The sequence below is a fragment of the Alcaligenes pakistanensis genome (assembly GCF_014652815.1).
Lineage (GTDB): Bacteria > Pseudomonadota > Gammaproteobacteria > Burkholderiales > Burkholderiaceae_B > Alcaligenes > Alcaligenes pakistanensis.
Genome location: NZ_BMZN01000001.1, coordinates 427,533 through 450,799, shown reverse-complemented (window position 1 = coordinate 450,799; position 23,267 = coordinate 427,533). Strand labels below are relative to the sequence as shown.

19 protein-coding genes, 3 tRNA genes, 1 pseudogene and 1 riboswitch are annotated in these 23,267 nt (G+C 55.9%); of the genes and pseudogenes, 12 read left to right on the top strand and 11 right to left on the bottom strand.

Features of this window, described 5'->3' with window-relative positions; translation table 11 throughout:
- The first annotated feature begins 39 nt into the window (after positions 1-39).
- On the top strand, positions 40-282 hold the full coding sequence (locus tag IE156_RS02080) for a hypothetical protein (protein ID WP_229840901.1): 243 nt from the start codon (positions 40-42) through the stop codon (positions 280-282).
- 93 nt (positions 283-375) lie between these two features.
- Here IE156_RS02080 and IE156_RS02075 read toward each other — a convergent pair whose 3' ends face one another.
- The 7 genes from IE156_RS02075 to IE156_RS02045 all read right to left on the bottom strand — a co-directional run bounded on the left by IE156_RS02075 (position 376) and on the right by IE156_RS02045 (position 7,675).
- Positions 376-918: a GNAT family N-acetyltransferase gene (locus IE156_RS02075; protein ID WP_189390818.1), complete on the bottom strand. Its 543-nt coding sequence runs from the start codon at positions 916-918 to the stop codon at positions 376-378.
- A complete protein-coding gene (locus IE156_RS02070; RefSeq protein ID WP_189390817.1) occupies positions 915-1,520 on the bottom strand; it encodes a helix-turn-helix domain-containing protein in 606 nt (201 codons plus the stop codon). The genes IE156_RS02075 and IE156_RS02070 overlap by 4 nt, the downstream gene beginning before the upstream one ends.
- Before the next feature lie 220 nt (positions 1,521-1,740).
- Entirely contained in the window at positions 1,741-2,871 is a 1,131-nt protein-coding gene (locus IE156_RS02065; protein WP_189390816.1) for a TIGR03364 family FAD-dependent oxidoreductase, read from the bottom strand.
- Positions 2,871-3,890 (bottom strand): putative 2-aminoethylphosphonate ABC transporter substrate-binding protein, encoded by a 1,020-nt coding sequence (locus tag IE156_RS02060; protein ID WP_189390815.1) that lies wholly within the window; start codon positions 3,888-3,890, stop codon positions 2,871-2,873. The genes IE156_RS02065 and IE156_RS02060 overlap by 1 nt, the downstream gene beginning before the upstream one ends.
- Positions 3,891-3,929: 39 nt before the next feature.
- Positions 3,930-4,796 carry a phosphonoacetaldehyde hydrolase gene (gene phnX / locus IE156_RS02055; RefSeq protein WP_189390814.1) on the bottom strand — a complete coding sequence of 289 codons (867 nt, stop codon included), beginning with the start codon at positions 4,794-4,796 and terminating at the stop codon, positions 3,930-3,932.
- Between the two features lie 7 nt (positions 4,797-4,803).
- Complete coding sequence (locus IE156_RS02050) at positions 4,804-6,612, bottom strand: putative 2-aminoethylphosphonate ABC transporter permease subunit (protein ID WP_189390813.1); 1,809 nt, start codon at positions 6,610-6,612, stop codon at positions 4,804-4,806.
- Positions 6,599-7,675: a putative 2-aminoethylphosphonate ABC transporter ATP-binding protein gene (locus IE156_RS02045; RefSeq protein ID WP_189390812.1), complete on the bottom strand. Its 1,077-nt coding sequence runs from the start codon at positions 7,673-7,675 to the stop codon at positions 6,599-6,601. The genes IE156_RS02050 and IE156_RS02045 overlap by 14 nt, the downstream gene beginning before the upstream one ends.
- A gap of 140 nt (positions 7,676-7,815) precedes the next feature.
- Between IE156_RS02045 and IE156_RS02040 the strand changes: the two genes are divergently transcribed.
- Complete coding sequence (locus IE156_RS02040) at positions 7,816-8,691, top strand: LysR substrate-binding domain-containing protein (RefSeq protein ID WP_189391383.1); 876 nt, start codon at positions 7,816-7,818, stop codon at positions 8,689-8,691.
- 6 nt (positions 8,692-8,697) lie between these two features.
- On the opposite strand, the gene IE156_RS02035 is transcribed toward IE156_RS02040, so the two are convergent.
- Positions 8,698-10,728, bottom strand: coding sequence for a DUF4139 domain-containing protein (locus IE156_RS02035; protein WP_189390811.1), 2,031 nt, complete (start codon positions 10,726-10,728; stop codon positions 8,698-8,700).
- A 232-nt stretch (positions 10,729-10,960) separates the two neighbouring features.
- On the opposite strand from IE156_RS02035, the gene IE156_RS02030 reads away from it, so the two are divergent.
- From IE156_RS02030 to IE156_RS02020, 3 genes are all read left to right on the top strand, one after another.
- Positions 10,961-11,641, top strand: coding sequence for a prepilin peptidase (locus IE156_RS02030; protein ID WP_373296475.1), 681 nt, complete (start codon positions 10,961-10,963; stop codon positions 11,639-11,641).
- 197 nt (positions 11,642-11,838) lie between these two features.
- The gene (goxA, locus tag IE156_RS02025) at positions 11,839-13,818 is read left to right on the top strand and encodes a CTQ-dependent glycine oxidase GoxA (RefSeq protein ID WP_189390810.1); all 1,980 of its coding nucleotides are present in this window, start codon (positions 11,839-11,841) and stop codon (positions 13,816-13,818) included.
- A gap of 10 nt (positions 13,819-13,828) precedes the next feature.
- Entirely contained in the window at positions 13,829-14,902 is a 1,074-nt protein-coding gene (locus IE156_RS02020; RefSeq protein ID WP_189390809.1) for an NAD(P)/FAD-dependent oxidoreductase, read from the top strand.
- Between the two features lie 177 nt (positions 14,903-15,079).
- Here the strand turns inward: IE156_RS02020 and IE156_RS02015 are convergent.
- Positions 15,080-15,164: transfer RNA gene (locus IE156_RS02015), tRNA-Leu, on the bottom strand.
- Between the two features lie 164 nt (positions 15,165-15,328).
- Between IE156_RS02015 and IE156_RS02010 the strand changes: the two genes are divergently transcribed.
- Together IE156_RS02010 and IE156_RS02005 are read left to right on the top strand one after the other, a co-directional pair.
- Complete coding sequence (locus tag IE156_RS02010; RefSeq protein ID WP_229840898.1) at positions 15,329-15,901, top strand: PadR family transcriptional regulator; 573 nt, start codon at positions 15,329-15,331, stop codon at positions 15,899-15,901.
- A gap of 2 nt (positions 15,902-15,903) precedes the next feature.
- A complete protein-coding gene (locus IE156_RS02005; RefSeq protein WP_189390807.1) occupies positions 15,904-16,704 on the top strand; it encodes a siderophore-interacting protein in 801 nt (266 codons plus the stop codon).
- On the opposite strand, the gene IE156_RS02000 is transcribed toward IE156_RS02005, so the two are convergent.
- Complete coding sequence (locus IE156_RS02000) at positions 16,701-17,045, bottom strand: hypothetical protein (RefSeq protein WP_189390806.1); 345 nt, start codon at positions 17,043-17,045, stop codon at positions 16,701-16,703. The two genes, IE156_RS02005 and IE156_RS02000, sit on opposite strands and share 4 nt — an antisense overlap.
- 117 nt (positions 17,046-17,162) lie before the next feature.
- Positions 17,163-17,256: riboswitch (SAM-I-IV-variant riboswitch) on the bottom strand.
- Positions 17,257-17,410: 154 nt separating this feature from the next.
- Here IE156_RS02000 and IE156_RS01995 point away from each other — a divergent pair.
- The 3 genes and pseudogenes from IE156_RS01995 to IE156_RS01985 all read left to right on the top strand — a co-directional run bounded on the left by IE156_RS01995 (position 17,411) and on the right by IE156_RS01985 (position 19,258).
- A tRNA-Leu gene (locus IE156_RS01995) sits at positions 17,411-17,495 on the top strand.
- Positions 17,496-17,973: 478 nt separating this feature from the next.
- Positions 17,974-18,939, top strand: a pseudogene (locus IE156_RS01990) (M20/M25/M40 family metallo-hydrolase); the annotation flags it as partial.
- Between the two features lie 64 nt (positions 18,940-19,003).
- Complete coding sequence (locus tag IE156_RS01985; RefSeq protein ID WP_189390805.1) at positions 19,004-19,258, top strand: heavy-metal-associated domain-containing protein; 255 nt, start codon at positions 19,004-19,006, stop codon at positions 19,256-19,258.
- Positions 19,259-19,624: 366 nt separating this feature from the next.
- Here the strand turns inward: IE156_RS01985 and IE156_RS01980 are convergent.
- A tRNA-Leu gene (locus IE156_RS01980) sits at positions 19,625-19,709 on the bottom strand.
- A 107-nt stretch (positions 19,710-19,816) separates the two neighbouring features.
- Between IE156_RS01980 and rnr the strand changes: the two genes are divergently transcribed.
- Both rnr and rlmB read left to right on the top strand, forming a co-directional pair.
- Positions 19,817-22,294: a ribonuclease R gene (gene rnr, locus IE156_RS01975; RefSeq protein ID WP_189390804.1), complete on the top strand. Its 2,478-nt coding sequence runs from the start codon at positions 19,817-19,819 to the stop codon at positions 22,292-22,294.
- A 69-nt stretch (positions 22,295-22,363) separates the two neighbouring features.
- A complete protein-coding gene (rlmB, locus tag IE156_RS01970; RefSeq protein ID WP_189390803.1) occupies positions 22,364-23,110 on the top strand; it encodes a 23S rRNA (guanosine(2251)-2'-O)-methyltransferase RlmB in 747 nt (248 codons plus the stop codon).
- Positions 23,111-23,267 lie beyond the last annotated feature (157 nt).

The window sequence follows — 23,267 nt, the reverse complement described above, 5'->3', positions numbered from 1 at the left end:
TAGCGCCCGCCTAGCCCCTTCTACTTCAATGGAATGATGATGCGTGACGTGCTAATGGACAGTCTGTTCTGGACGATTGTGATGCCCTGGTTTTTGTTTCTGGGGCTATTTCTTGTTCCCAAGCAACCCTCCTGGTTGCGCAGCTTTGCCTTTCCAGGCGTGTTTATTGCAATCGGTTTGGGCTTGATTGCAGCGGTGGCGATTGGGGTGGGGGTGTTCAGTATCGTTCTGGGCCTGATCGCGTTTGCTGTGTGCTACGAGCGCCCTAAAGTCAGCGCGTAAATCAGAGTAAAACGTGTCTGAAAAAAACCATCGCCGCCTCAAAGCCCGCGATGGTTTTTTCTATTGACTGCTCGTACTTGCCGACTGGCGCTCTTAACCGTCTACGGGGGCATCCGGGGTATCCAGCGTCAATAAGTAAAAAGCGGCATCCAGCCAGCGGCCAAATTTGAAGCCTACTTCCTTGAAGGTGCCGCCATGGGTAAAGCCCAGGCTCTGGTGCAAGTGGATACTGCCCTGATTACTGGCATCGACACACCCCACTAGCACATGGACCTGAGCTTGGCGGGCGCGAGTGATCAATTCCGACATCAAAATTTTGCCCAGTCCTTTTCCGCGGTGTGCATGGTGTACGTACACACTGTGTTCTACCGTGTATTTATAGGCAGGAAAGGCCCGGAAGGTGCCCCAGCTGGCGAAACCCATCAAGGTCCCAGACGCATCCACCACGCCTACAACGGGAAAGCCATTGCTGCGCTTGGACGCAAACCAGCTCGCCATGGCCTCGGGGGGGCGCGGCACATAGTCGTAGAGCGCAGTGGAGTTCACGATGGCCTCGTTCAGGATCTCCAAAATGGCGACTGCATGCCGTTCTTCAGTACAGTCTATAAAACGGAGTGCGCTGTCACTGTCTTTCATTGATCCCGTCCTGTCGTGGGGTAAGCCAAAGAGTCATCAACAATGGCGACAAGGTATTTGGCGGTTTGGGAGTGTGGATTACTGAATGTCAGGGGCAGGTACACGCGCACGGCCAGGCAGTCGCCACTTTTCAGTGAGTAAAGCTGCGAGCCGTGGGCTACATCAATCTGCCCCTGCAAGACCCATATTTGTTGTTCCAACGGATTCCTCCGGCCGCTGGCCTCGTAGCTCAGCCTGACTCCGGCCGGAAACTGAATCTCCGCCAGATGGAGGCTGCTGGGCCAATTGGGAGGGGACAGGGTACGCCGTATATAACCGGACTCTGGATCTGTCCATAGACTTTGCTCTGCATGGCGAGCCAGTGGGTTCTGCTTTTGCGCGGTTTCTTCGGACTCAAACAGGGCTGCCATGGACACGTCCAGGCCGGCTGCCAGCTTTTCCAGCACGATGGCCGTGGGGTTGGCTTGGGCGCGTTCAATCAAGGAAATCATGGAACGGCTGACTCCACTCTTGCTGGCTAGAGAATCAATCGTTTCCGAGCGTAGCTGGCGTAGTTCACGCAGGCGCTTGGCAATGCGAGTCGTAATGTCGTCCGTGCTCATGGTGCACTAGGTGTAGTCTGGGGTGGCGACTATTCTATTCCACTATATTGGATTTTTTGATGAGAATTTCCACTATAAGGTTTGGTCTCTATGCGTGTTGATCAGCGTTTTTCGGCTTGATTCGGATGAGCAGCCGAAAAAAACGCGTAGCCTAGGCCACGCGTTTTTTAATAGCTACCTAGTCAGAAGGTCGCTCGACTACTGAAGTAGTCCCGTCCAATCAGTCGTAGCGAGCGGCAATATTGCGCTCGCCAATCGCCAAACCGGTTGTCATACCCAGACCGGTATGCATCACCGTCACGTGTGTGCTGCCATCAGCCTGCAACACGGAGAACGGTGCTGGACCCTTGGCGCCGTAGACTCCTTGCCAGCGTTGCAGTACCTGCACGGGGCAACCCAGCACGGTTTGTGCCAGATCCAGCAGGTATTGGTCCGTATCTTCCTGGTTGAAGGGGCTGGCTTGCTGCCCGTAGTCGTGCGAGTCCCCAATGATCAAATCCCCTTGTGGGGTAGGGCTGATCAGCAAATGAATGCCTTGGTCCAGCAAGACGCCGTGGCGTTGCTGCACGTGCTCGCGTAGCGTGTCAGCCAGAGGCAGATCGCTGAATGCGCCATAGTGCAGGCAGGACAGACCCGTCAGCAAAGGACGATCCAAGGCCCAGCCACCATCCTGGGCGCGTACTTTCAGCATTTGCAAACGCGTGACCGATGGTTTGACGGTATCCAGCAGTTCTCTATGCAGGCTGCTGTAATCGTGGCCGGGACAAACAAAAATGCTGTTGGCCGTGAAGTTGCCCACGCTGCTCTGTACCTGGCCTTCCTGCGCATAATGAACATGCGCCTGGGTGTACACATCCACACCCATGGCTTGCAGGCTGCTGGTAATGGCGGGCAGGGCGTCACGCGAGTAAATTTGCAGATCATCCAGACCTTGCAGTGCACCATGATGGTGTCCCAGGCGGCCGTCAAATAAACCGGCCAGCTCCTTGCCGCTCAACATCTGGCAGGCCACGCCTTCATCCTGGGCACGACCCTGGGCGAAATCTTCCAGCAGTTCCAGTTCCAGGTGATTACGGGCCAGCACCAGTGAGCCATTGCTACGCACATGAAAACCGGCTTGCGCCGCCAGATCCAGCCACAAAGAACGGCTTTGGCGGGCCAGGTCCATCATGATGCCTGGTGCCTGACCGGTCACCAGTACCTGGCCGAAATTACGTATGGTGGCGCCTTGGGCCTGGTGGCTGCGCTCCAGCACGGCCACGCTCAGCTTGCGGCGGGCAGCCGCCCAGGCATGTGCCATGCCCAGGATGCCGCCCCCCACCACGATGACATCGTAGTGTTGTGTGCTCATTACTTCTTGGCTTCCGATTTACCGTCGTAACGTTTGGTCCACTCTTCGATGATGCGCTCGCGGTTTTCAGCGGCCCAGACAAAGTTATTGTCGATCAGGCGCTGGTTCAGGTCCGTAGGCAGGTGAGGATTGGCCGTGGCGATGGAAGGAATGGCCAAGACCGCAAAGTTGGTCTTGTACAGGTGGTTAGCTGCTTCGCTGGCCGAGAAGTCAGCCAGTTTTTGTGCCGCTTCCAGGTTCTTGGTGCCTTTCATGATGCCAGTGGCTTCAATTTCCCAACCTAGACCTTCTTTGGGGAACACCAGTTCGAGCGGAGCACCGTCTTCTTTCAGGCGGGCACCGCGGTAGTCGAAGGATACGCCAATGGCGTATTCGCCAGCGGCGGCCATATTGCAAGGCTTGGAGCCGGAGTGGGTGTAGGCACCAATATTCTTGTGCAGTCCGTCCATGAAGGCCCAGCCTTTGTCTTCACCGAACAGTTGTAGCCAGGCGCTGACATCCAGAAAACCGGTACCCGAGGAGGCCGGGTTAGGCATAACGATCTTGCCAGCATACTCAGGCTTGGTCAGATCTTCCCAGGATGTAGGCATGGGAAGTTTGTTCTTTTCCAACTCTACCGTGTTCACGCACAGGGCAGCGGCGTAACCGTTCATGCCGACCCAGCTAGGCGGGTTGGTTTGATCGCGCATCTTGGCGTCAATTTTTTCCAGGCCTTTGGGGGCATAGGCCTGCAGCATGTTCTGGCTGGCCATCAAACCCAGCGAGGAGCCGGCCAGACCCCAGATAGCGTCGGCTTTCGGGTTGTTCTTTTCAGCCAGTAGTTTGGCAGTGATGATGCCGGTGGAGTCACGTACCCACTGGATCTTGATATCGGGATTTTCTTTTTCAAACGCGGCCTGGTAGGCCTTGAGCTGATCGGCTTCCAGTGCGGTGTACACGGTCAGGGTAGTGGCGGCTTGTGCCAGGGAAGCGGCGCCCATCAAAGCGGCAGCCAAGGAGCTCAGAACAATGGTTTTCATGGAAGAAGTGTCCTTGTGTCAGCAAAAGGGGGGTGGGGGTTAGAGAGAGTCGCTGGGGCATTCGCCCTGGGCCATCCGCTCGGTGATTTGTTCAATCACAGCCGGCAGTTGGGCAACGGTGTCAATTAGGTAGTGGGGTTGGGCATGGTCAAAGCTGCCTGCCGCGCGATCACGCAGGGTTTGACGGTTTTCCTCGTCCAGAGCCAGAAACTCCAGTTCAGTCAGACCGGCCGCATTGCCCGAGAGCAGCAAACCGACGGTCCACATTCCGGCATTGCGGCCTTCTTCGATACCGACTGGGGTGTCATCGATCTTGACGCAGGCGCCGACATTCTTGATTTCCAGACGAATGACGTTTTCTAGTGCCATGGCAGGCCAGGGGCGGGCTTGGGGGACTTCGTCAAACGCGACGTGGTAGTCCACAAATACCTGCTGGCGGTGGGCGTGTTGCAAGAGATTGTCCAGAACCAGACGGGGGTAGCCGGAGCAGGAACCAATTTTCAGGCCTTGGCGACGTGCCCAGGACAAGGTCTCACGAGCACCGGGAATGGCGGCAGAAAATTCGCCGACACGCTCGTTCTGCATGGGCAGGAAAGTGTTGTAGATACGGTCTACATCGCTGTCATCGGGTTCGCGCTTATGCTGGGCCATAAACTGGGCATGCACTTCGGGCAATGCCAGCATGGCCTTGATGTGGTCCCATTTACCGATACCCATGGCGCTACGGGCCTGCTCCAGGTTCAGGTTCAGATCAAAGCATTTGAAGGCTTCAACCAGAATTTGGGTGGGAGCAAAAGATCCAAAGTCCACCAGTGTGCCGGCCCAATCAAAAATCAGGGCTTCAAGGCGAGGGGCCTGGGAGGATGACGTATCAAGCGGCGTATTCGCGCAAGTTGGGGATGGCATTGCGGTCCTATCGGGTTGGAGAAAGGGAAGAAGGGGAGCGCCAGGCCTGGCTGCGACGCAGGGCAGCTCGGCTCAAAACATGAACCAGCAAGCAGACAGAGCCGGAGCTCAGCATGATGACCGTGCACATGGCGGCCGCCGGGCCAATAAAGCCGGCGTCATCCATGTTCATGACGGCCACTGAAGCCAGAACGGTTTGCGGGCTGTATAGAAATACGACGGCAGACACGGTGGTCATGGCCGAGACAAACAGGTAACGCGAGACCGACAGCAGGGCGGGCAGGCACAGCGGCACGGTCACGCCCATCAAGGTGGACAGACGGGGAGCTTTCAAGGAGGCCGCGGCCGCTTCCAGCTCGGCCGGGATCGCTTTCAGGGCGGTCACAAAGTTCAGGTGGGCGCTGGTGTACAGGTGAATGACGGTACACAGCACCAACAAGCTCATGGAGCCGTACAGACCGGACAAGGGATTGCTGGGGTGATTGAAAAAGAAGATGTAGCCCAGGCCCAGAACTAGCCCAGGAATCGCCATGGGAGCCAACGCCAGCATTTGCAGTAAACCGTACAAGCCTTTTTCGGCTTGACCACGGGCCGGCAGTTTTTCCAGCACCCAGGCACCCAGAAAGATCAGGGCCGAACCCAGCAGAGCGGTAAACAAAGCCAGGGTCAAACTATTACGCCAGGCCAGCCACCCACCGCCGTCCATATTGTTGAAGTCGTAGGACTTCAGGGACAGGCTCAGGTTATAGGGCCAGAACTTGATCAGCGAGGCCCAGACGGCCATGCCCACAATAGTCAGAATTGCCAGGGATACCAGAATCAGCACCACGGTGAAGTACCGGTCGCGATGACGGTGTGGCAGAGGCGAGTAGGCGCTGAGTGAACCTTGGGCCTGACCGCTGGCACGGGCACGCAGGTGACGATCCAGAAAGAAGGTCAGCACAGCGGGGACCAGCAGCAGGACACCAATGGCCGCGCCTTTGGAAAACTGCAACTGGCCCACTACCGCTTTATAGGCTTCCATGGCCAGCACGTTGTAGGAGCCGCCCACCACTTTAGGAACACCAAAGTCGGTGACCGTCAGCGTAAAGACCAGGCAGGCGGCTGAAAACACGGCATAACGACTGGCGGGCAGGGTCACGGTCAGGAAACGGCGCCAGGAATTGGCACCCATGGCGCGGGCAGCGTCATAAAGACGGGCATCGGCCAGAGCCAGACCTGTGCTCAGAATCATTAGGGCGTGGGGAAAGGTGTAGAAAGCCTCGCCCAGCACAATGCCCCAGAAACCATAAATGGTCTCGCCACCCAGCCAACTGCGCAGCACACCCTGATTCCCAAACAGATAGATCAGAGACAGGCCGGGCATCAGGGACGGTGCCAGCAAAGGCAGCAATCCCAAGGCCCGGAACATGCCGGCGCCACGTACGCAGCAGCGTTGCAGGGCAAAGGCAAAAGCATAGGCGGTGGGGATGACGATAATCAGGGTGCTGACACCGACCAGCACGCTGCGGCCCACCATGGACATAAAGCCGGGGGCGCTGATAATGGACCAGAACTGGCCCAGCCCCACTAATTGGCCGTCGCTGTTCTGAATGGCGCGCAGCAAAATAAATAGCATGGGCAGCGCTAAAAACAGGATCAGCAGCGCGAACAGGGCAATCAATAAAGCACGCCGTGCCGTCGAGCCCAGCCAGACTGGCGAGACGGGGCGGATCAGGGGGTGGTTCACGCTGGAGCCATGAGGAGGCAAACCGGCCAGACTGGCGGCTGCCAGGGGGGCCGCGCCAGGCAGCGGTGTGGCATCAATGGTGGGCATGCAGCGCCTCGCTGGGAAGCTGGATGCGGCAGCGACGCGCGGCCAAAGGATCAAGCAAACGGTCGCCTTGTTCGGGGTTGACGATGGCCTGTACGGTTAAGCCATCCATACCCTCAGGGCGCAGAGTCAATTTATAGTGACGACCCAAAAAAACACCATCGACAATGTCGGCCAAAAAGGTGTTGGTGTTGTTGGCCGGGTTATTGGTATCCAGAACCCGGATGTTCTCGGGGCGAATAAAGAGACGTCCGGCGCTATTGGGAGCTTCGTGGCCCAAATCCAAGCGCACGCGTTCGACCAGCACAGAACAGTCGTGCAGCGGGGTAAAAGGCAACCAGTTGGCCTCGCCAATAAAACCCGCAACGAATGGATCCGCAGGCGCACGGTACAAAGCCTGGGGGCGATCAAACTGCACCAGACGACCTTTATCCATCACCGCGATACGATCCGCCATGACCATGGCTTCTTCCTGATCATGGGTCACCATCAGGGTCGTGATGGACAATTGCTTTTGCAGCGCACGCAGCTCAATACGCAGGCGTTCGCGCACCTGTGCATCCAGAGCCGACATGGGCTCGTCCAGCAAAAGCAGGGATGGCGAGGGGGCCAGCGCACGGGCCAGGGCCACGCGTTGTTGCTGACCACCCGAGAGTTGGGCGGGGTATTTGTTCTCCGAACCAGACAGACCCACTAGATCCAGCATTTCCGATACGCGCTGACGTACTTGGGAGGCCAGGTTCTTGCGCGGTGACAGACCGTAGCCAATGTTCTGGGCGACGGTCAGATTAGGAAACAGGGCGTAGGACTGAAACAAAATGCCGTAGTCGCGCTGTTGAGGGGGCAGGTGCGTAATGTCCCGGCCCGCCATCACAATCACGCCTTGATCGGCTTGTTGCAGCCCGGCAATGCAACGCAGCAGAGTTGTTTTGCCGCAGCCCGAGGGGCCCAGCAAACACACCAGTTCACCGGCCTGGATATCCAGGCTGACTTGGTCCAGGGCGGTAAAGGAACCGAACTGCTTGTGCAGTCCTTGTATGGTTAAAAATGCAGGCTTGGAGCTCATCCCGGGGTTCCGACTTGTCATGAATGTCATGAACGTCAGTATGGGAGTCGGATATGGCTGCACTGTGACAGGACAACTAATTTCTGTAATACGAGTATTGGATAATTTGGTCTTTGAGTTTTCCCAAGGAGAGCGGCAGCATGCTGGCTCTGGAACTAAAGTCCTTTCACGCCACGGCTCATTGTGGCTCCATTACCAAGGCGGCCCAGCAATTGGGAATCAGTCAGCCTACCGTGACCTCGCATCTTCGACAGCTGGAAACCCGCTATGGGGTGGAGCTGTTTTATCGACAAGGCAAGGGCGTCTATCTTAGTCAGCAAGGGGAGCGCCTTTTGCCACAGGTCGAGCAGTTGATGCAGCAGGCGGCCCAGATTGATTTCAGTCTGCGTGATCTGCGCGATCTGAAAAGTGGTTTGCTGCGCGTGGGGGCGACCGGGCCGTATTACATCATGGCGGTATTACGAAATTTTCATCAGGCTTACCCCGGCGTGAAGATGCGTTTGAGCATTGATAATTCACAACGGGTACTGAGTGCCTTGCATGACTATCAGCTGGATGTGATTGCCTCTTCAGCCTTGGTGGATGATCCGCGTCTGGTACGTTTGCTGTTGGCCTCCGATCCCTTGGTGGCGGTGCTGCATGCCGATCATCCTTTGGCCAGTCGCCAGCGCGTGCGTATTGTGGATTTATGCCGCTATCCCATCCTGATGCGTGAGTCCGGTTCCATGACCCGGGAACTGTGCCATCAAGTGTTTCGCCAAGCCGGGCAGGAGCCTGCCCATGTTTTGGAAATAGGGAGCCGGGAGGCGATCGCTTGGGGGGTGGCCTGTGGTATGGGGGCCAGCTTGCTGCCCTTGCGCGAGGTGCCAGCGCACCCGAGTATTGTCAGCCTGCCATTAAGCGATGTGTCGGCGCATTTAAGCGAATTCGTTTATTGCTTGAAAGAACGCGCGCAAGGCCATGCCATACGCGCGTTCCTGGAGCAGGTGCAGGCTGAGTTGCCTGCACCGGCTTAGTGGGGTTTAGCTCAGTTCTGACAAGGCCTTTTCAAAAGCCTGGCGGGCTTTCAGTACACCGTCACGTTGCTCTTGAACGGTTTTGCGTTGGCTGGCGATCTGGTCTTCCTGCTGTGCAAGTTGTTCGCTAAAGCGTTGGCCTAAGGTGCTTTGGGCACTGACGGCGGCCAGGTTGGCGCGGATGCGTTCTTGCTCGGCCACCGTGTCATTCAGGTTTTCCTGGGCCTGGTGCTGCGCTTGCTGGGCTTGGCTCAGTTGGCGACGCAGATCAATCAGCTTGTCCATCTTGGTTTTCTGCGCAGTATCCTCGCCGTTGCCACGCCATTGCAGCAGCATGTTTTCGTCGATGTCTTCCAGTCGCAATTCGACCTGATCTTGCAGGCTCAACTGGGCGGTCACGCTGACTGTTTTACCTTTGGCCACCTTCACCTTCAGGCGGTGTTCCTGGGCCGTATCGCTATCGTGTGCGTCGGATTTTAAGGTCCAGCCGTCTTGACGAGGCAACTGAATCAGCACCGTACGGTCTTCATCGTTAGGTGCCTTGATCTCATAGCGGTAGTTCTGGATACGTGTCCATTCCGAGCGGGCGAGTCCATCTGTCACGCGCGTTTTGCTCAGGCGATATTCCTCGTTCTGCTCTTCGCGAATCTGTACTTTGCTGTCCTGGGCGAAGTAAATTAGGCGTTGTTCACCTGCAGGCAAACCGGCCAGTTCCGCATCGCCTACATGGCCGTCCTCTTGATTGAAAACGGTGATGATGCCGGGCGGCAAGCTATTGGCCTGCTCATTGTTAACCCAGATGGCGGCGGTCGGATGGTCGCCCGCTTGGCCGCTGCGATAGACAGACAAGGATTCGGCCTGCAGGGAGGTGTCGATAAAGGGAACCGAGACCGTCTGGCCAGTGGGCACGCTTAAGGTCTGGGGCAAATTAAAGCGTACCTGGGTCAGACCTTCCTGCGCCTGGGTGCTGGCTCCGGCCCCGCCGGAGGCCCATTGTTTGGACATGACGCTATCTGCCATGTAGGCGGCGCTTTCTACCATAGGAGCTGGGGCGGCCGGGGCCATGCGGGCACGCATGGCTTCACCAGCGGCTCGACGGGCCTGACCGGCACTTAATGTGGCCTGGGTATCAGCTTGAGGCGCGATGGAGCTGCCAACGGCCACGGGCAGCTCAGGACGCTCGTTCCAGTAACGCTCCAACAGACGCTGACGCAGCATGACTGGCGAGCCGGAGCTAAGCGTGACCTTCACGTCTTTCCAGTCTTCGCCGCTGGTGTTTTCAAAAATGGCCCAAGCCTGCAGGCGGGCTTTGCCGTCCTGCATCATCAAACGGTAAGAGCTTTTCCAGACCGGTGCAGGGATCAGATAAGACAGCCGCGCTGTCTTGGCATCAGTCTTGTTCAGGACCAGCTGAATATCACGGGATTGCTGATTGCTTTGACCTGCCAACACTTCCGTCGCCTGTTGCAATTGCTGCTGCAGGGTCTTGTCCAGCACGTCCAGGCTGGTATCGGGGCCCAGCTCCAGGGTTTGAATCTGACCTTGTTCAGTCAACACGCTCAAGATGGCTTGGGCGGGGCGCTCGTTAGTAGCGGCTGTGGCCTGTACACCCAACACCGCACCGCGTATCAGGCGACCTTGTGAGCTGGCGCTGACCTGTTGACCGCGCAGAGCCTGAGCCAAGGTAGCGGGCGAGCGCAAATCTTTGGCCGAAAAGGGCAGGCTGTCGAAACTCTCTTTCAGTGGCGCCAGACCTGATAGCGTCAGCGAATCGATGCGGTTTTTGCCATCGACGGCCATCAGTGTTTTAAGAATGTCATCCACCTGATTTAAGGGCACACGCAGTTGAGCGGTACCCGATTCACTGACGGGGATTTGCCGTTCGATCTCGGCCATACCGGCACTGGACAAGGTAATGGATTCGATCTGCTGGGCCCAGGCTGTACCGGCCGCCGTCCCCATCCAGACCAGCATCAAAGCGCCCGTCAAATGGCGTAAGCGGGGAGTATGCGCAGCGCGTGGCACAAAATGGTTCATAAAGCTTCCTTATTCATCCGTGAGCGAAACAAAGGTGTGAAGCGAATTATGCCTAGCCTTGTGTGGCTCTGTCTGTCATTCGCGTAACAAAAAAATGCCACTGCCCGATTCTTGTCCAGCTGGAGTAAAAAATGCTTACGTCATCAAAACGGTGCACAGCTCTGCTAGGATTTGGGCAGCGTTCTGCTTGACTGAATCGGGGGCGCTTTAACTAACCCAGTGAAGGATCAATATGATGTGGACGTCGTGGGGCAATGCCTGGGCAGGAATGGGGCTTGCTCTGGTATTGGCCGTCTGTTTTTTCTGGCCTGCCCGGTACCTGTCCTGGAATTTACCCATTGAATTGGCGCCCGAGCTGGAGGCGCGCTCGCGCCGCGTCCACCGTCAATGGGGCTGGGTGTGCCAGGGTCTGGCTCTGGTTTTGATGCTGTGGGCCGCTTGGCGCTGGCACTTGACCCCGGCAGCGGCGGTGGCCTGCGTGTTTATTGCTGGCACGGCTTTATTGGCCTGGATCGATGCAGAAACAGGCTATTTGCCTGATCGCCTGACTTTGCCCTTGCTGTGGCTGGGCTTGCTGGTCAACCTGGATCATGGCTTTACCAGCTTGCCTTTGGCCGTGCTGGGTGCCGCAATCGGTTACGGCGCCCTGTGGTTATTGAATCATGTGTTTTTATTGCTCACTGGACGGGCAGGGATGGGCTATGGCGACTTTAAATTGCTGGCTGCCTTGGGAGCTTGGCTGGGCGCGACGGCCTTACCAGGGATGATTTTGTCTGCGTCGGTGCTGGGCCTGTTGGCTGCCTTGATCCTGCGTTTAAGCGGGCGTTTGCAAGCCGGGCAAGCCATTCATTTTGGGCCTTATCTGGTTCTGGGTGCGTGGATCATGCTATTTACCTTGCCGGGTATTTTGTAAATAATTGTCTCGAATTTTCAACAATTATTAAAAAAAATGACTGTGATTTTTCCTCTGCTGTCATAGTGGCGAGAAGCAGAAAAGCCGGTTCAGGAGCCGTCTGTTCAGTCTCCACCAGTGCTTATTGATGCTGTTTATAGCCACTATTCACACGCACCGACACGCCGACCTCAGAGCGGCACTTGAAGGGGACTATCATGAAACGTCGCGACTTTTTGTTCAGCGCCGCTGCGGCCAGCCTGAGCTCACCCATTTGGTTTAAATCAGCCATCTCGCCTTTACAGGCTCAGGAACTGGCACCCAAGGGAGCCAAAATTCACACGGTGGCTATTTTTCCGGCGATTGGTTTTTCGCGGGTGGGCAATTCAAATGAATGGTTTCACGCCCCTGAAATCCCTGGGCTGATGGACGAACCCAAAGGCGGATTTAAAGATGCGGGCGGTCGCATCAAAAAGCAGGTGCAGCGGTTTCGCTTGTACGGTTACGACGATCAAGGCCGGGTGGTGCGCGAGCTGGATGCCTCCTTTAAGCCGCAATGGACAGTACACGTCGCCAATACCAAAGCGGCCTGGTACGGTTTTGTGAATGCCATGGACCGGGGTGAGACGGCACCGGGCGTTCCAGGGTCACATCGCAATCCCTTTATCACGGGCGATGACCGGCTCAATATGTTGGTGATCGATCCTGGTCCGGTCCAGATCAGTGGAGCCTTGGCTAATACGGACGGGGATGAAGACAAGTACAGCATGCAAGGCCAGTTCTGGCAAAGCATGGAGGTGCCCTTAGGGCATTTGCGCACGGACGAGCAGGGGCGCTTGCTGGTGTTCCCGGCTGATGGTGTATCGCGCACGGCCATTCCCCAAAACCCGGTACGGGACTTCACTAATAATGACGGTTGGCACGACGATTGGTGCGATGGCTGGGTAAAAGCGACCGTACAGATCGACGGCGCAACCGTGGAGTGCGAACCTGCCTGGGTCGTATCTTGCGGTCCTAAGTTTGCGCCGCAGATGGAGCCTATCGTCACGCTGTACGATGCTGCGCGTGAGGCCATGATTACCTTGGGTCAATTGCCTAAGCCTGACGATAAAGTCTCTTTCCGACGTGATGTGCTGCCTATCTTGCGCCGTAGTGGGCAGATGCAATGGGTGGCCAGCGCGGCATTCCTGGGCGCGGCTTGGCAAAATGTTGGGGATTTGTCTGACCCGGCCACCTTAGCTGCTTTGGCTGAACCGGGACCAGCAGCCCTGGCCCAACGGCAGCGTGTGTTCGAGGCCTTCCGGCGTCCTGGCGGTACAGACGTACGCGCAGATGCTTTACCGTTGATGCTGGGCGATGGCGTCAATTATCCAGACAGCGCGCATTCTTGGCTGACACTCACTCAGACGCAACATCAGATTTTAAGTTTGTGGGCAGAAGGCCAGTTCGTGAACGATTTCCACGATGCGACGGTGGATACGTATACGGCGTTGGAGAAAATCCCGCTGGCCTTGCAACCCGAGGCCCTGACGCGAGCGTCTTTGGATGCCTGCTCCGGTGGGGCTTTCCACCCCGGTGTGGAAATTACCTGGCCCATTCGTCACCCCGAGCTCTTCCAGGGCAAGGATAAAACCCGTTTTCCTTTCCGCGTGGCTTTGTCAACGCGCAAGAGTCTGGTTCAAGACATGGGCTATCAGCTCAATCCGATCAATGTGTTTACAGGCAATCTTCATATGGCCGATGAAAGTGAGCGGCTCGCTCCGATCGGGCCGCAAGCACCGGGTGATCTGACTCGGTGGATGGGCGTGCCTTGGCAAGGTGATGCCTTCAGTTGCCAGGCTGTCCAAACGGCGGATGGTTTTCCGACGCCAATCTGGTGGCCAGTGCTTCTACCGGTCGATGTTCTACCCGAGGCTTTTTATACACAATTGATGAGTGAAAAACTGAGTATCGAAGAGCGCCTGCGCTTCTATCACAGCCGTGTACCCTGGGCGCGGGGAGCATCAGGCGTAGGCTTGCATGTGGAGGCTGGCTACACCGATGGTCTGCGTCGCATGATCGAGCTTTGGACTCGGATGGGAGTCGTGGTAAAACGTCCGGGGCCAGTCGGGTTGGCGGGAGTTCCGTCCGAGCTGTATGTAGAAGTACAACGCGGTCCCATGGACATTGCCCAGCCGGCTAAACAGACGAAAACCTGAGGATGAAGGCATGATTATTGTTGTGGGCGCCGGTGTGGCGGGTTTAGCGGCGGCGCGTCGCCTGGGTATGCAAGGGCAAGAAGTAAGCTTGGTAGCTCCGCAGGAGATTCAGCCCTCTTTTGGTGAGACCTTGTCCGAGCGTGGGGCGCAGGTCTTGACCAGCCTGGGCTGGGCCAGCTGTCTGGATGAGACGGTAGCCTTGCGCTCGCAGGGACGTTTTTCCGTATGGGGTGGCGCAGGCTTGCGCACCGTACAGGACGAGGATGGGCAAGGCTATTTATTAGACAAGGCGCGCTTGGAGCAAGCCTTGCTTGAACGCGTTCAAAAAGAAAAGACAGTCACTATTCGCCAGACACGCGTGTTGAGCCTGGAGCATCAGCCGGAAGGTGTGGTTGCGCAGCTGGCGGATGGCAGCCGCTTGGAAAGCAGTGCGTTGATTGACTGTACCGGCCGTGCCGCCTTGTCAGCCGGCGCTGCTGCCGAACGCCGTCGTGTAGACAGGCTAGTAGCTGCTTGGCAGGTGTTTGATTTGCCAGAAGAGGCCGAGCCCTTGGCGGCATCCTTAGTTGAGGCCGTGGAATTGGGGTGGTGGTATTTGTCACCGATGCCGGGTCACCGTTTGATGGTGGCCTTGTTCTCGGATTCGGATCTTTTGCCCGATGGCTTGAGTCGTGATGGTGCTGTGTGGGCTGGTTTACTAGCTTGTGCTGATGCGGCGCGGGTGCGCATGGAAAGCCTGGGTCTGGATAGCAAAATGGCGGCTAACACCCCCAAAGTGAGCGCAGCGGCGAGCTGCATCGTGTCTTATTTTGTGGAAGGTCGTATTTTGCGTGCGGGTGACGCCGGTGCGGCTATGGATCCATTGGCGGCAAATGGTGTGGCAACAGCCTTGTGGAGCGGGTCACAAGCGGCCCAGGCGGCGCTGGCCTTGATTCAAGGTAATCCGGAGCCAGCTCGTAGTTATGAAAAAGACTATCTGCTGGGTCTGGTACGCCACTTGAATTCGCAGCATGCCTTGTATGGTATGGAGCAACGCTATCAGGCTCAGCCTTTCTGGCAGCGACGTCACCGTGCGCTGGATTGAGGGTGGCAAGGGCAGGGTAGTACTGAAGGCGCTTGTTATAGGTTTTTCTAGCCAGCGCAAAGGTCAGTTTTGAAGAAGCCTGAACAGCGTTAACGCTGTTCAGGCTTTTCTATCTTGCTTTTAAGGCGCAAAACAAAAAACCGACCATCTTGCGATGATCGGTTTTCTGAGGAATTTTGGTGCCCAGAAGAGGACTCGAACCTCCACACCCGAAGGCACATGGACCTGAACCATGCGCGTCTACCAATTCCGCCACCTGGGCTTTTTGAGGATCAGGTTGCTACCCGTCTCAAGCATTCAATTATAGAGTGAAATTTCCCCGTAACGCAAGAATTATCCACCATTCCATTTAATTTTAATTTCTAGTTGATTGGCGTTCTCATTATCATTAGAATGTATCGTGTGATATAGCATAAGAGTATGAACATGAAATTCAACACAATGGATGTCGAGCGTATGTTGCTGGATATGGGCCAGGGTCGGAAGTACTCCGCCCGAGCCATGCAGCTCATGCTGATGGTTCTGCTCCAAGAGGGCAGTACTCACGGTTACCACCTGATCCGCCGTTTTGCGCAGATCAGCCAGAACAGTTATGTGCCCAGTGCGGGCGCGGTCTATCCGGCCTTGGCGTATTGCGCAACGCAAGGTTGGGTGCTGATCGAAGAAGAAGGCCGTCGCAAGATGTACAGCCTGACGGACGAAGGTCGCAAATATCTGGAAAGCCAGCAAGAAAAATGCGATTACCTCTTGCAGTCCCTGACTTACCGTGGGCGCAAGCTGGTGTGGATACGGCAGATGCTGGCCGAACATAATAGCGACGAAGATTTGAAAGCGGCGCAAGAACAAACCGGTTGGTTGCCGGAGTTTGTCCAGATACGTCATAGCCTGAAGCAGGCCATGTTTGAACAATCAACAGCCAGCCTGGAACGTCAGGCTGAGGTGGTGGCGATCTTGCAAAATGCCATCGACCAGATACGAAATTTGCCCAAGGAGTCTTAAGAATGCAGTCTGAACAATTAACGCAGAAAGTTGCTCATACCCTGAAATTGCGTTTGCTGACCGTCACGAAGCGGCGTCAATTGGGCCCTGATATGGTACGCATCACTCTGGCAGGCTCAGATCTGGACGGGTTTTACACGCCCGGTTTTGATGACCACGTCAAATTGATCTTCCCCGATCCGGCCACTAAAGAATTGCGTCTGCCCCAAATGGGCGAGCGTGGCATGGTCTTTGCCGCCGGCCAGGAAAAGCCCCCCATTCGTGATTACACCCCACGCGAGTTCCGAGAGCAGGAACAAGAAATGGATATTGATTTCGTGGTCCACGGTGAGGGTCCTGCATGTCAATGGGCCCTGCACGCCAAAGAAGGCGACAAGCTGGGCGTAGCCGGTCCGCGCGGTTCTTTCTTGGTCAGCAAAGATCTAGACTGGCAAATCCTGATTGGCGATGAAACCGCCGTCCCCGCCATGGCACGACGCGTACATGAACTGCCCGCCACCGTTAAGGTGCAGGTGTATGTCCTGGCGCGCAGTCTATTAACAGTCGGCACGATGGAAACGCCGGATCATGTGACCGTGAACTGGATTCCTTCCTTGGCCGGTGTGGATGGCGTACTCGATGCGCTGCGTGCGGCGCCGGAATTGACCGGTACCGGTTACGTGTGGGTCGCGGCTGAATACGCTATTGCCCAAAGCCTGCGTGAATACTGGACACAGGAACGAGGCTTGGATAAAGGATCTATCCGGGCCAGCAGCTACTGGCGTCAGGGCGATCAGGGCGAAGAAGCGCCGCGCCTGGACTAAGCAGCTTGTTGCTGAGGGTAGGGCTGGGCGCGCAGACGTCCACCTACTTTCAGGACGGGCTGCAAGTCCGTATCCAGGGTCGAGTTTGGATGAGCCAGGCGATGCTGGTCAATCAGGCGCGCAATGGCGTCCATATTCAGCAGCAAGGTGCTGTCTATATCGTGTTGGAACCGGGTCCAGTAACCACCCCGGCAACTGGAACCTAACCAGCGCGGTTCGTAATCACCGACCGTATCGGCATGCAGCTCACACACCACAACCAGCCGAGAGCAACCGGGTCGCAGAACAATGCGGTAGCTATGTTGTTCCAGCGTCAGGTGGTAGTAAAACGGCGCAGACATAAAACACTCCTGTTTAGCTCTTGGAAGCAATTCCGGGTGAGCAAGTTGGATTAAAAGACCCTTTGGATACCCACTGGGGCAGCCATAAAAAAACCCGCTGGCAGCGGGTGAGTAATAACAATCCCGTTGAGTTGCCAGATGGCCATATCTTGAATCCACCTTGTGCGGGTACACAGGTTGGCATGGGTTTCCCCAACTCTTGATATAGCAATAAGCATAAAAGCGATTCCTCTGAAGTGCAAGGGGCCTCCTTATTTCTGGCAGGCATAATGCAGATCAAAAATAGTTTGTGCTTTTAGGGAATCGTGCTATAGTTATCTTCTGTCTTGCACAGGCATGTTTTTTAAATAAGCCAAGCATTCAGAGCCCAGGTGGCGGAATTGGTAGACGCGCATGGTTCAGGTCCATGTGCCTTCGGGTGTGGAGGTTCGAGTCCTCTTCTGGGCACCAAAATTCCTCAGAAAACCGATCATCGTAAGATGGTCGGTTTTTTGCTTTATGCACCCAGAAAGTCAGGTGCTTGAGCACCTGGCGTGGGGACGAGAAAGGTCGGGCATGCAAGCCCGACCGGGGTCGCGTTGATGTGACCGAGTCCTCTTCTGGGCACCAAAGTTCCGAAAGGCCGATCATTGAAAAATGATCGGCCTTTTTTGTTTTCTGCTCTCAGAAAAAAGCCCGGTTTTTCTGGCTGAGCCATGCTCTAGCAAGCGTCTGCCCGCCTGTGTCAGGCAGTTCAATGCTAGGCTACAAGCTATTAAACCTGCTTAAGGTCCTGAATCAAAGCCTCTAAAAAATGGCTCACACTCATTGATAAGACGCGTTTGGCCATAATCAAAACCTGCATATCCCTATCCAGTCGTGGATCAAGTGCAGGTATGGTTTTCAGGCCATTGTCTCGACTGCTTCGGTGGCTGATTGAAGCCCCCAAGGCGCGGGCCCCATTCTGCTTGCCTATCGTCATGAGTCGGACGATGTGCCTACCGTCCTGACCTATGGGCATGGTGATGTCCTGGCTGGGCACGATCATCAATGGCGGGATGACTTGTCGCCCTGGTCCTTAACCGTAGAGGGCGAGGGCTGGTATGGGCGTGGAGCGGTGGATAACAAAGGCCAGCACAGCATTAATCTGGCTGCCTTGGAGCATGTCATTCAGGCACGGCAAGGCCGTTTGGGTTTCAAGCTGACAACGATTCTTGAGACTGGAGAGGAGCGCGGTTCAGTCGGCGTACGTGCCGTTATTGCCGACCTGGGCATTGGTCAGTACATCTTGGGCCAAGCCTTGAGCGAGCATGGGAGTGAGTCGGGTCTGAGTTATGGCGAACGTTTGTTTGGCTGGAATACCTTGGAAATCTTGGCACTGGGCGCGGGTAATCCGCAAAAACCAGTGAATGCAGTGCCGCCTCGTGCCAAAGCCTTTTGTGATTTGCGCATTGTTATGGACTGCATTACTCCTGCCACCAGGCTGGACTTGAGTAGTCCCTGGGTCGGGGTCGTCAAAGACGCTATTCGCAAAGTGACGCCGCAGAAAATCGCACTGATTCCCAACCTGGCGGGGACCGTGCCTAACGATATTTTTGCCGACATGCCGGGATTGCCCACCATTGGGGTGCCGCACTCCCCTAAAAACATCCGGACCTTTGTGGCCACCCCGGTGGTCGGATATATGGCTGGTCAGTGTAGCCGGATCAAGATCATGCTGTTTGCCGCTACGGTGTATGCCATTGTGATTTTTCCCTTCTTTATGTGGTTGAACGCAGTGGCGACACAGACGGCCCTGATTGTGGTGGTGGCCTTGATGGCGCTGCTTAAGTCTGGGCCTGACACGGTTTCTCAAGACTCAGGCTTTTTCTATGGTGACGTCCTATCGCTTGCCGTATCAATAAGATCTATTTAATATATATCTTTATGGGCGGTGGCTATTTCATCAACTGCCTCACCTCATGTCAAAGGGACGAAAAATGCAAGTTGGAATGCTGAAACTGGCGGGTCTGCAACATCCTGAGTGTGCCGATAAAGTGGCCATCGCCTTGGCGGCGTTGGAGGGCGTGCAAGCAGCCGATGCTTCGTTTGAAAATGCGAAGGCTTCGGTGCGTTTTGATGAAACTCAGGTGTCACTGGAAGATCTGCATGCGGCGGTTGAGCGGGCAGGCTATCAAATTGCCAAACCTGCACACGGCGAGGATGGCGCATGTTGCGGAGGCTGCGGCGGTTAAGCCCAGCAAACTCTTAAACCTGAAACCGATTGTGTGGATACAGTCGGTTTTTTTTATGGCTGCATCTTTTAAAAAGGCAGTGATATCAAGGTCTATTTTTATAGTCACACTGCTTAGGTGCTTTTATCCCCGCGTCACTTTTTTATTTCAGTTTTTTTTCACAGGCTTGTAAAGAAAGCAGCCGATCATTCCGTGGTAATCCTTTGCATGGAATAGGACTGTGTGCACAAAAGAGTGGGGTCGTATGAGCTTGTATCATCTGCACCGGGCAGGGCGACTCGCTGTTAACGTAGGGTATGCACACTGTGCTGGGCAGCAAAACAAAAAAGGCCGACCATCTTGCGATGATCGACCTTTCGGAATTTTTGGTGCCCAGAAGAGGACTCGAACCTCCACACCCGAAGGCACATGGACCTGAACCATGCGCGTCTACCAATTCCGCCACCTGGGCAATCGTTGTATGCTTATGGTTGTGCCAAAAGCCTGCAACGTCTTTACTGCGCGAGCAGCAAAGAAAAAGGATTATAGGCATACTTTATTAATAATGGAAGTGTCCTTTTGAATAAAAAACATCAAGACAGAACTGAGGACCGTATTCAATCAACGGGCCGTTATGAATTGCCGCCTGACTTCGACCCGGAAACCCCAACGCGGGAAGTGATCCTGGCGGGGCTGAGCGATGATGCAGACGGCCTGACCTTACAGGCTCTGGCGGATAGTCTGGGTCTGGGTGAAGAAATTACGGTGGGTTTTGAGCGGCGTGTGCGCGCGATGGAGCGTGATGGTCAGCTGCTGATTTCCCCCGAAGGCAAGATCCGGAAAAATAAGCAAACTGGTTTTATCGCGGGCAAAGTGTTGGGCCATCGCGACGGTTTCGGCTTCTTGCAGCGTGATGATGGGCAGCCTGATCTGTTCTTGTCGCCACGAGAGATGGCCAAAGTGTTGCACGGCGACCACGTTATGGTGCGTATCGTCGGCGAGTACCGCGGCAAGCCCGATGCCTCAATTGTGGAAGTTACTGCGCGCCATACCAGCAAGTTGGTAGGCCGCTTCTTGCGCGAGCGTGGCACCTTTATCGTGGTGCCTGAAGATCAGCGCATCAAGCACGACATCCTGATTCCTAGTGGGGAGCAGGGCGAGGCCGAGCCAGGCCAAGTTGTCACGGTAGAGATTACTCAGCAACCCGAGCGTCACCGCCAGCCTTTGGGCCGCGTGGTGGAAGTGCTGGGCGAGATTGATGATCCCGGAATGGAAATCGAGATTGCCGTGCGCAAGTTTGAAGTGCCGGTCGATTTCTCCGAAAAAGCCCTTAAACAGGCTGCCCGCATTCCCGCCAAGGTAAAACCCACTGAATACAAAGGCCGTGTCGATTTGCGCGATGTGCCGTTCATCACCATTGACGGTGAAGACGCACGCGACTTTGATGATGCGGTTTATTGTGAGCGCGTAGATATCGGTGCAGGTAAACGTCCTCGCTGGGCCTGGCGCCTGCTGGTTGCGATTGCCGACGTCAGCCATTACGTACGTTCCGGCGATGCGCTGGACGAAGACGCCCTGGAGCGTGGTACCAGCGTGTATTTCCCACGCCGCGTGATTCCCATGCTGCCCGAAAGCCTGTCCAACGGGATCTGCTCCTTGAACCCGTCGGTCGACCGTCTGGTTATGGTGTGCGATATGGTCGTGCTAGCCGATGGTGCCAAGTCCGGTACCGTGTCGGCGTATCAGTTCTACGAAGCGGTTATCCACTCCCACGCGCGCACCACGTATTCCGATATCTGGAGCGCTTTGCAGCAGCCTAATGGCCCCGCCGCCACGCAGATTCAGCATGTTCTGGAACCAGTGCAGAACCTGTATTCCTTGTATCGCTTACTGGCAGAACGCCGTACCGCTCGTGGTGCAATTGATTTCGATACGGTCGAAACCAAGATCGTCTGCAATCCCTTGGGTCGTATCGAGCGCATCGAACCTTTGATTCGCAACGATGCGCACAAGCTGATTGAAGAATGTATGTTGGCCGCCAACACATGCGCCGCAGACTTTATTGCACGCAGCCGTCGCAATGGTTTGTACCGCGTGCATGAAGGCCCAACCCCACCCAAACTGGAAGCCTTACGCGAGTACTTGCGCGGTCTGGGCTTGACGCTGGAAGGGGGCGAAGAGCCTACGTCGGCCGACTACGCCAAAGTGGTGGCTGCCGCGCGTGGCCGCTCTGACTTTGCCGTGATTCAGACTATGTGTCTGCGCTCCATGCAGCAGGCCATTTACAGTCCGGAAAAAACGGGTCACTTTGGTTTGGCTTATTCGCAGTACGCCCATTTCACCTCACCAATTCGCCGTTACCCAGATTTGCTGGTCCACCGCGTCATCAAAGGTATTTTGAAGGGCCAGCGCTACATTCCTGCGATTGATGAAGATCCGGGTGATGCCGCCTTGCCAGCGAGCAAACGCGATTTTGCGCGTTGGGAAAAATTGGGTGCCTTGCTCTCGTCACGCGAGCGCCGTGCAGACGAAGCCTCCAAAGATGTGGAAGCCTGGCTCAAGTGCTGGTTCGTCAAAGAGCATGTGGGCGAGGAATACTCCGGCAAGGTGAGCGGCGTCACCAGCTTTGGCCTGTTCGTGACTCTGGATACCTTGTATGTAGAAGGTCTGGTTCATGTCTCCGAGCTGGGTGCGGATTATTTCCAGTACAACGAAACCACGAACGAACTGCGTGGCGAACGTACCGGTCTGCGTTATCGCTTGACCGATGCGGTCCAGGTTCAGGTGGCACGCGTTGATCTGGAAGCGCGTCGTATCGAGTTTCGCTTGGTTAAGGGTGTCGGCTACAAAGCGGTGAAGGCGGCGGCTGAAGCCTCTGAACCCTCTGAGCGTCCTATTAAAAAAGCGGCTTCGACCAAACCGTTGGCTTTGAAAGGAACGACAGCGTCCCAACGACGTGCTTCTCAAAAGCAGGCCGAGCGGGACGAGAAACGCAGCGCGGAAAAGGCGGCCAAGCCTGCCAAGTCCACACGCAGCCCTCGAGGGCGACGCCGATAGGCGTACAATGCCAAGCCGGGCTTTTTGCCCGGCTTTCTTTATTTGCTCTTATTTCCCCCAAGGATTGTTATGCCTCAGCAGGTTTTGGCTGGTTTTCATGCCGTTATTGCCCGAGTTCGTTACAGCGCTGCTTCGGTGCGCGAAGTTTATGTGGATCAGACCCGGCGCGACAAACGGATGCTGGCCTTTATCGAACAGGTAGAGCAGGCCGGTTTGAAAGTCATGGCCGTTCCAGTCGAGCGTCTGGAAGGCTTGGCCAAGGGTACCCGTCATCAAGGGGTCGTGGCACTGGCGCTGGAGCAAGAGCTGGCGGTGGATGTAAATGAATTGCTGGATGATCTGGAAGAGGCCGGTCAGGTTCCTTTCCTGCTGATTCTGGACGGTGTAACGGACCCGCATAATCTGGGCGCTTGTTTGCGTAGTGCTAATGCGGCCGGAGCACACGCCGTGATTGCGCCACGCGATCGCGCTGTGGGTTTGAATGCCACGGTCTCCCGTGTCGCCAGTGGTGGTGCTGAATCCACGCCTTATATTACGGTGACCAATCTGGCCCGTACCATGCGCCTGCTGCGCGAGCGCGATGTCTGGCTGGTGGGTACCAGTGATCAGGCTACGCACACCTTCCATCAGGTGGATGCACGCCGTCCCATGGCCTGGGTGATGGGTGCCGAGGGCGAGGGCATGCGCCGCTTGACCCGCGAGACCTGCGATGAGCTGGTATCCATTCCTATGATGGGTGCCGTAGAAAGCCTGAACGTCAGTGTTGCCAGCGCTGTTTGTCTGTACGAAACCCTGCGTCAGCGTAGCCAGCCTTAATTCCCTTTAAGTCTTGTTACTTACTTAATTACTTATTTGTATAAAAAACGGCGGATTTCAACCGCCGCTTCACCAGATAATAGTTAATTGGCCGTCGGCCGGGCAAAACCCGATCAGCGCTGACGGTGTAGACACGCAACATGGGCTTTGAAACGAT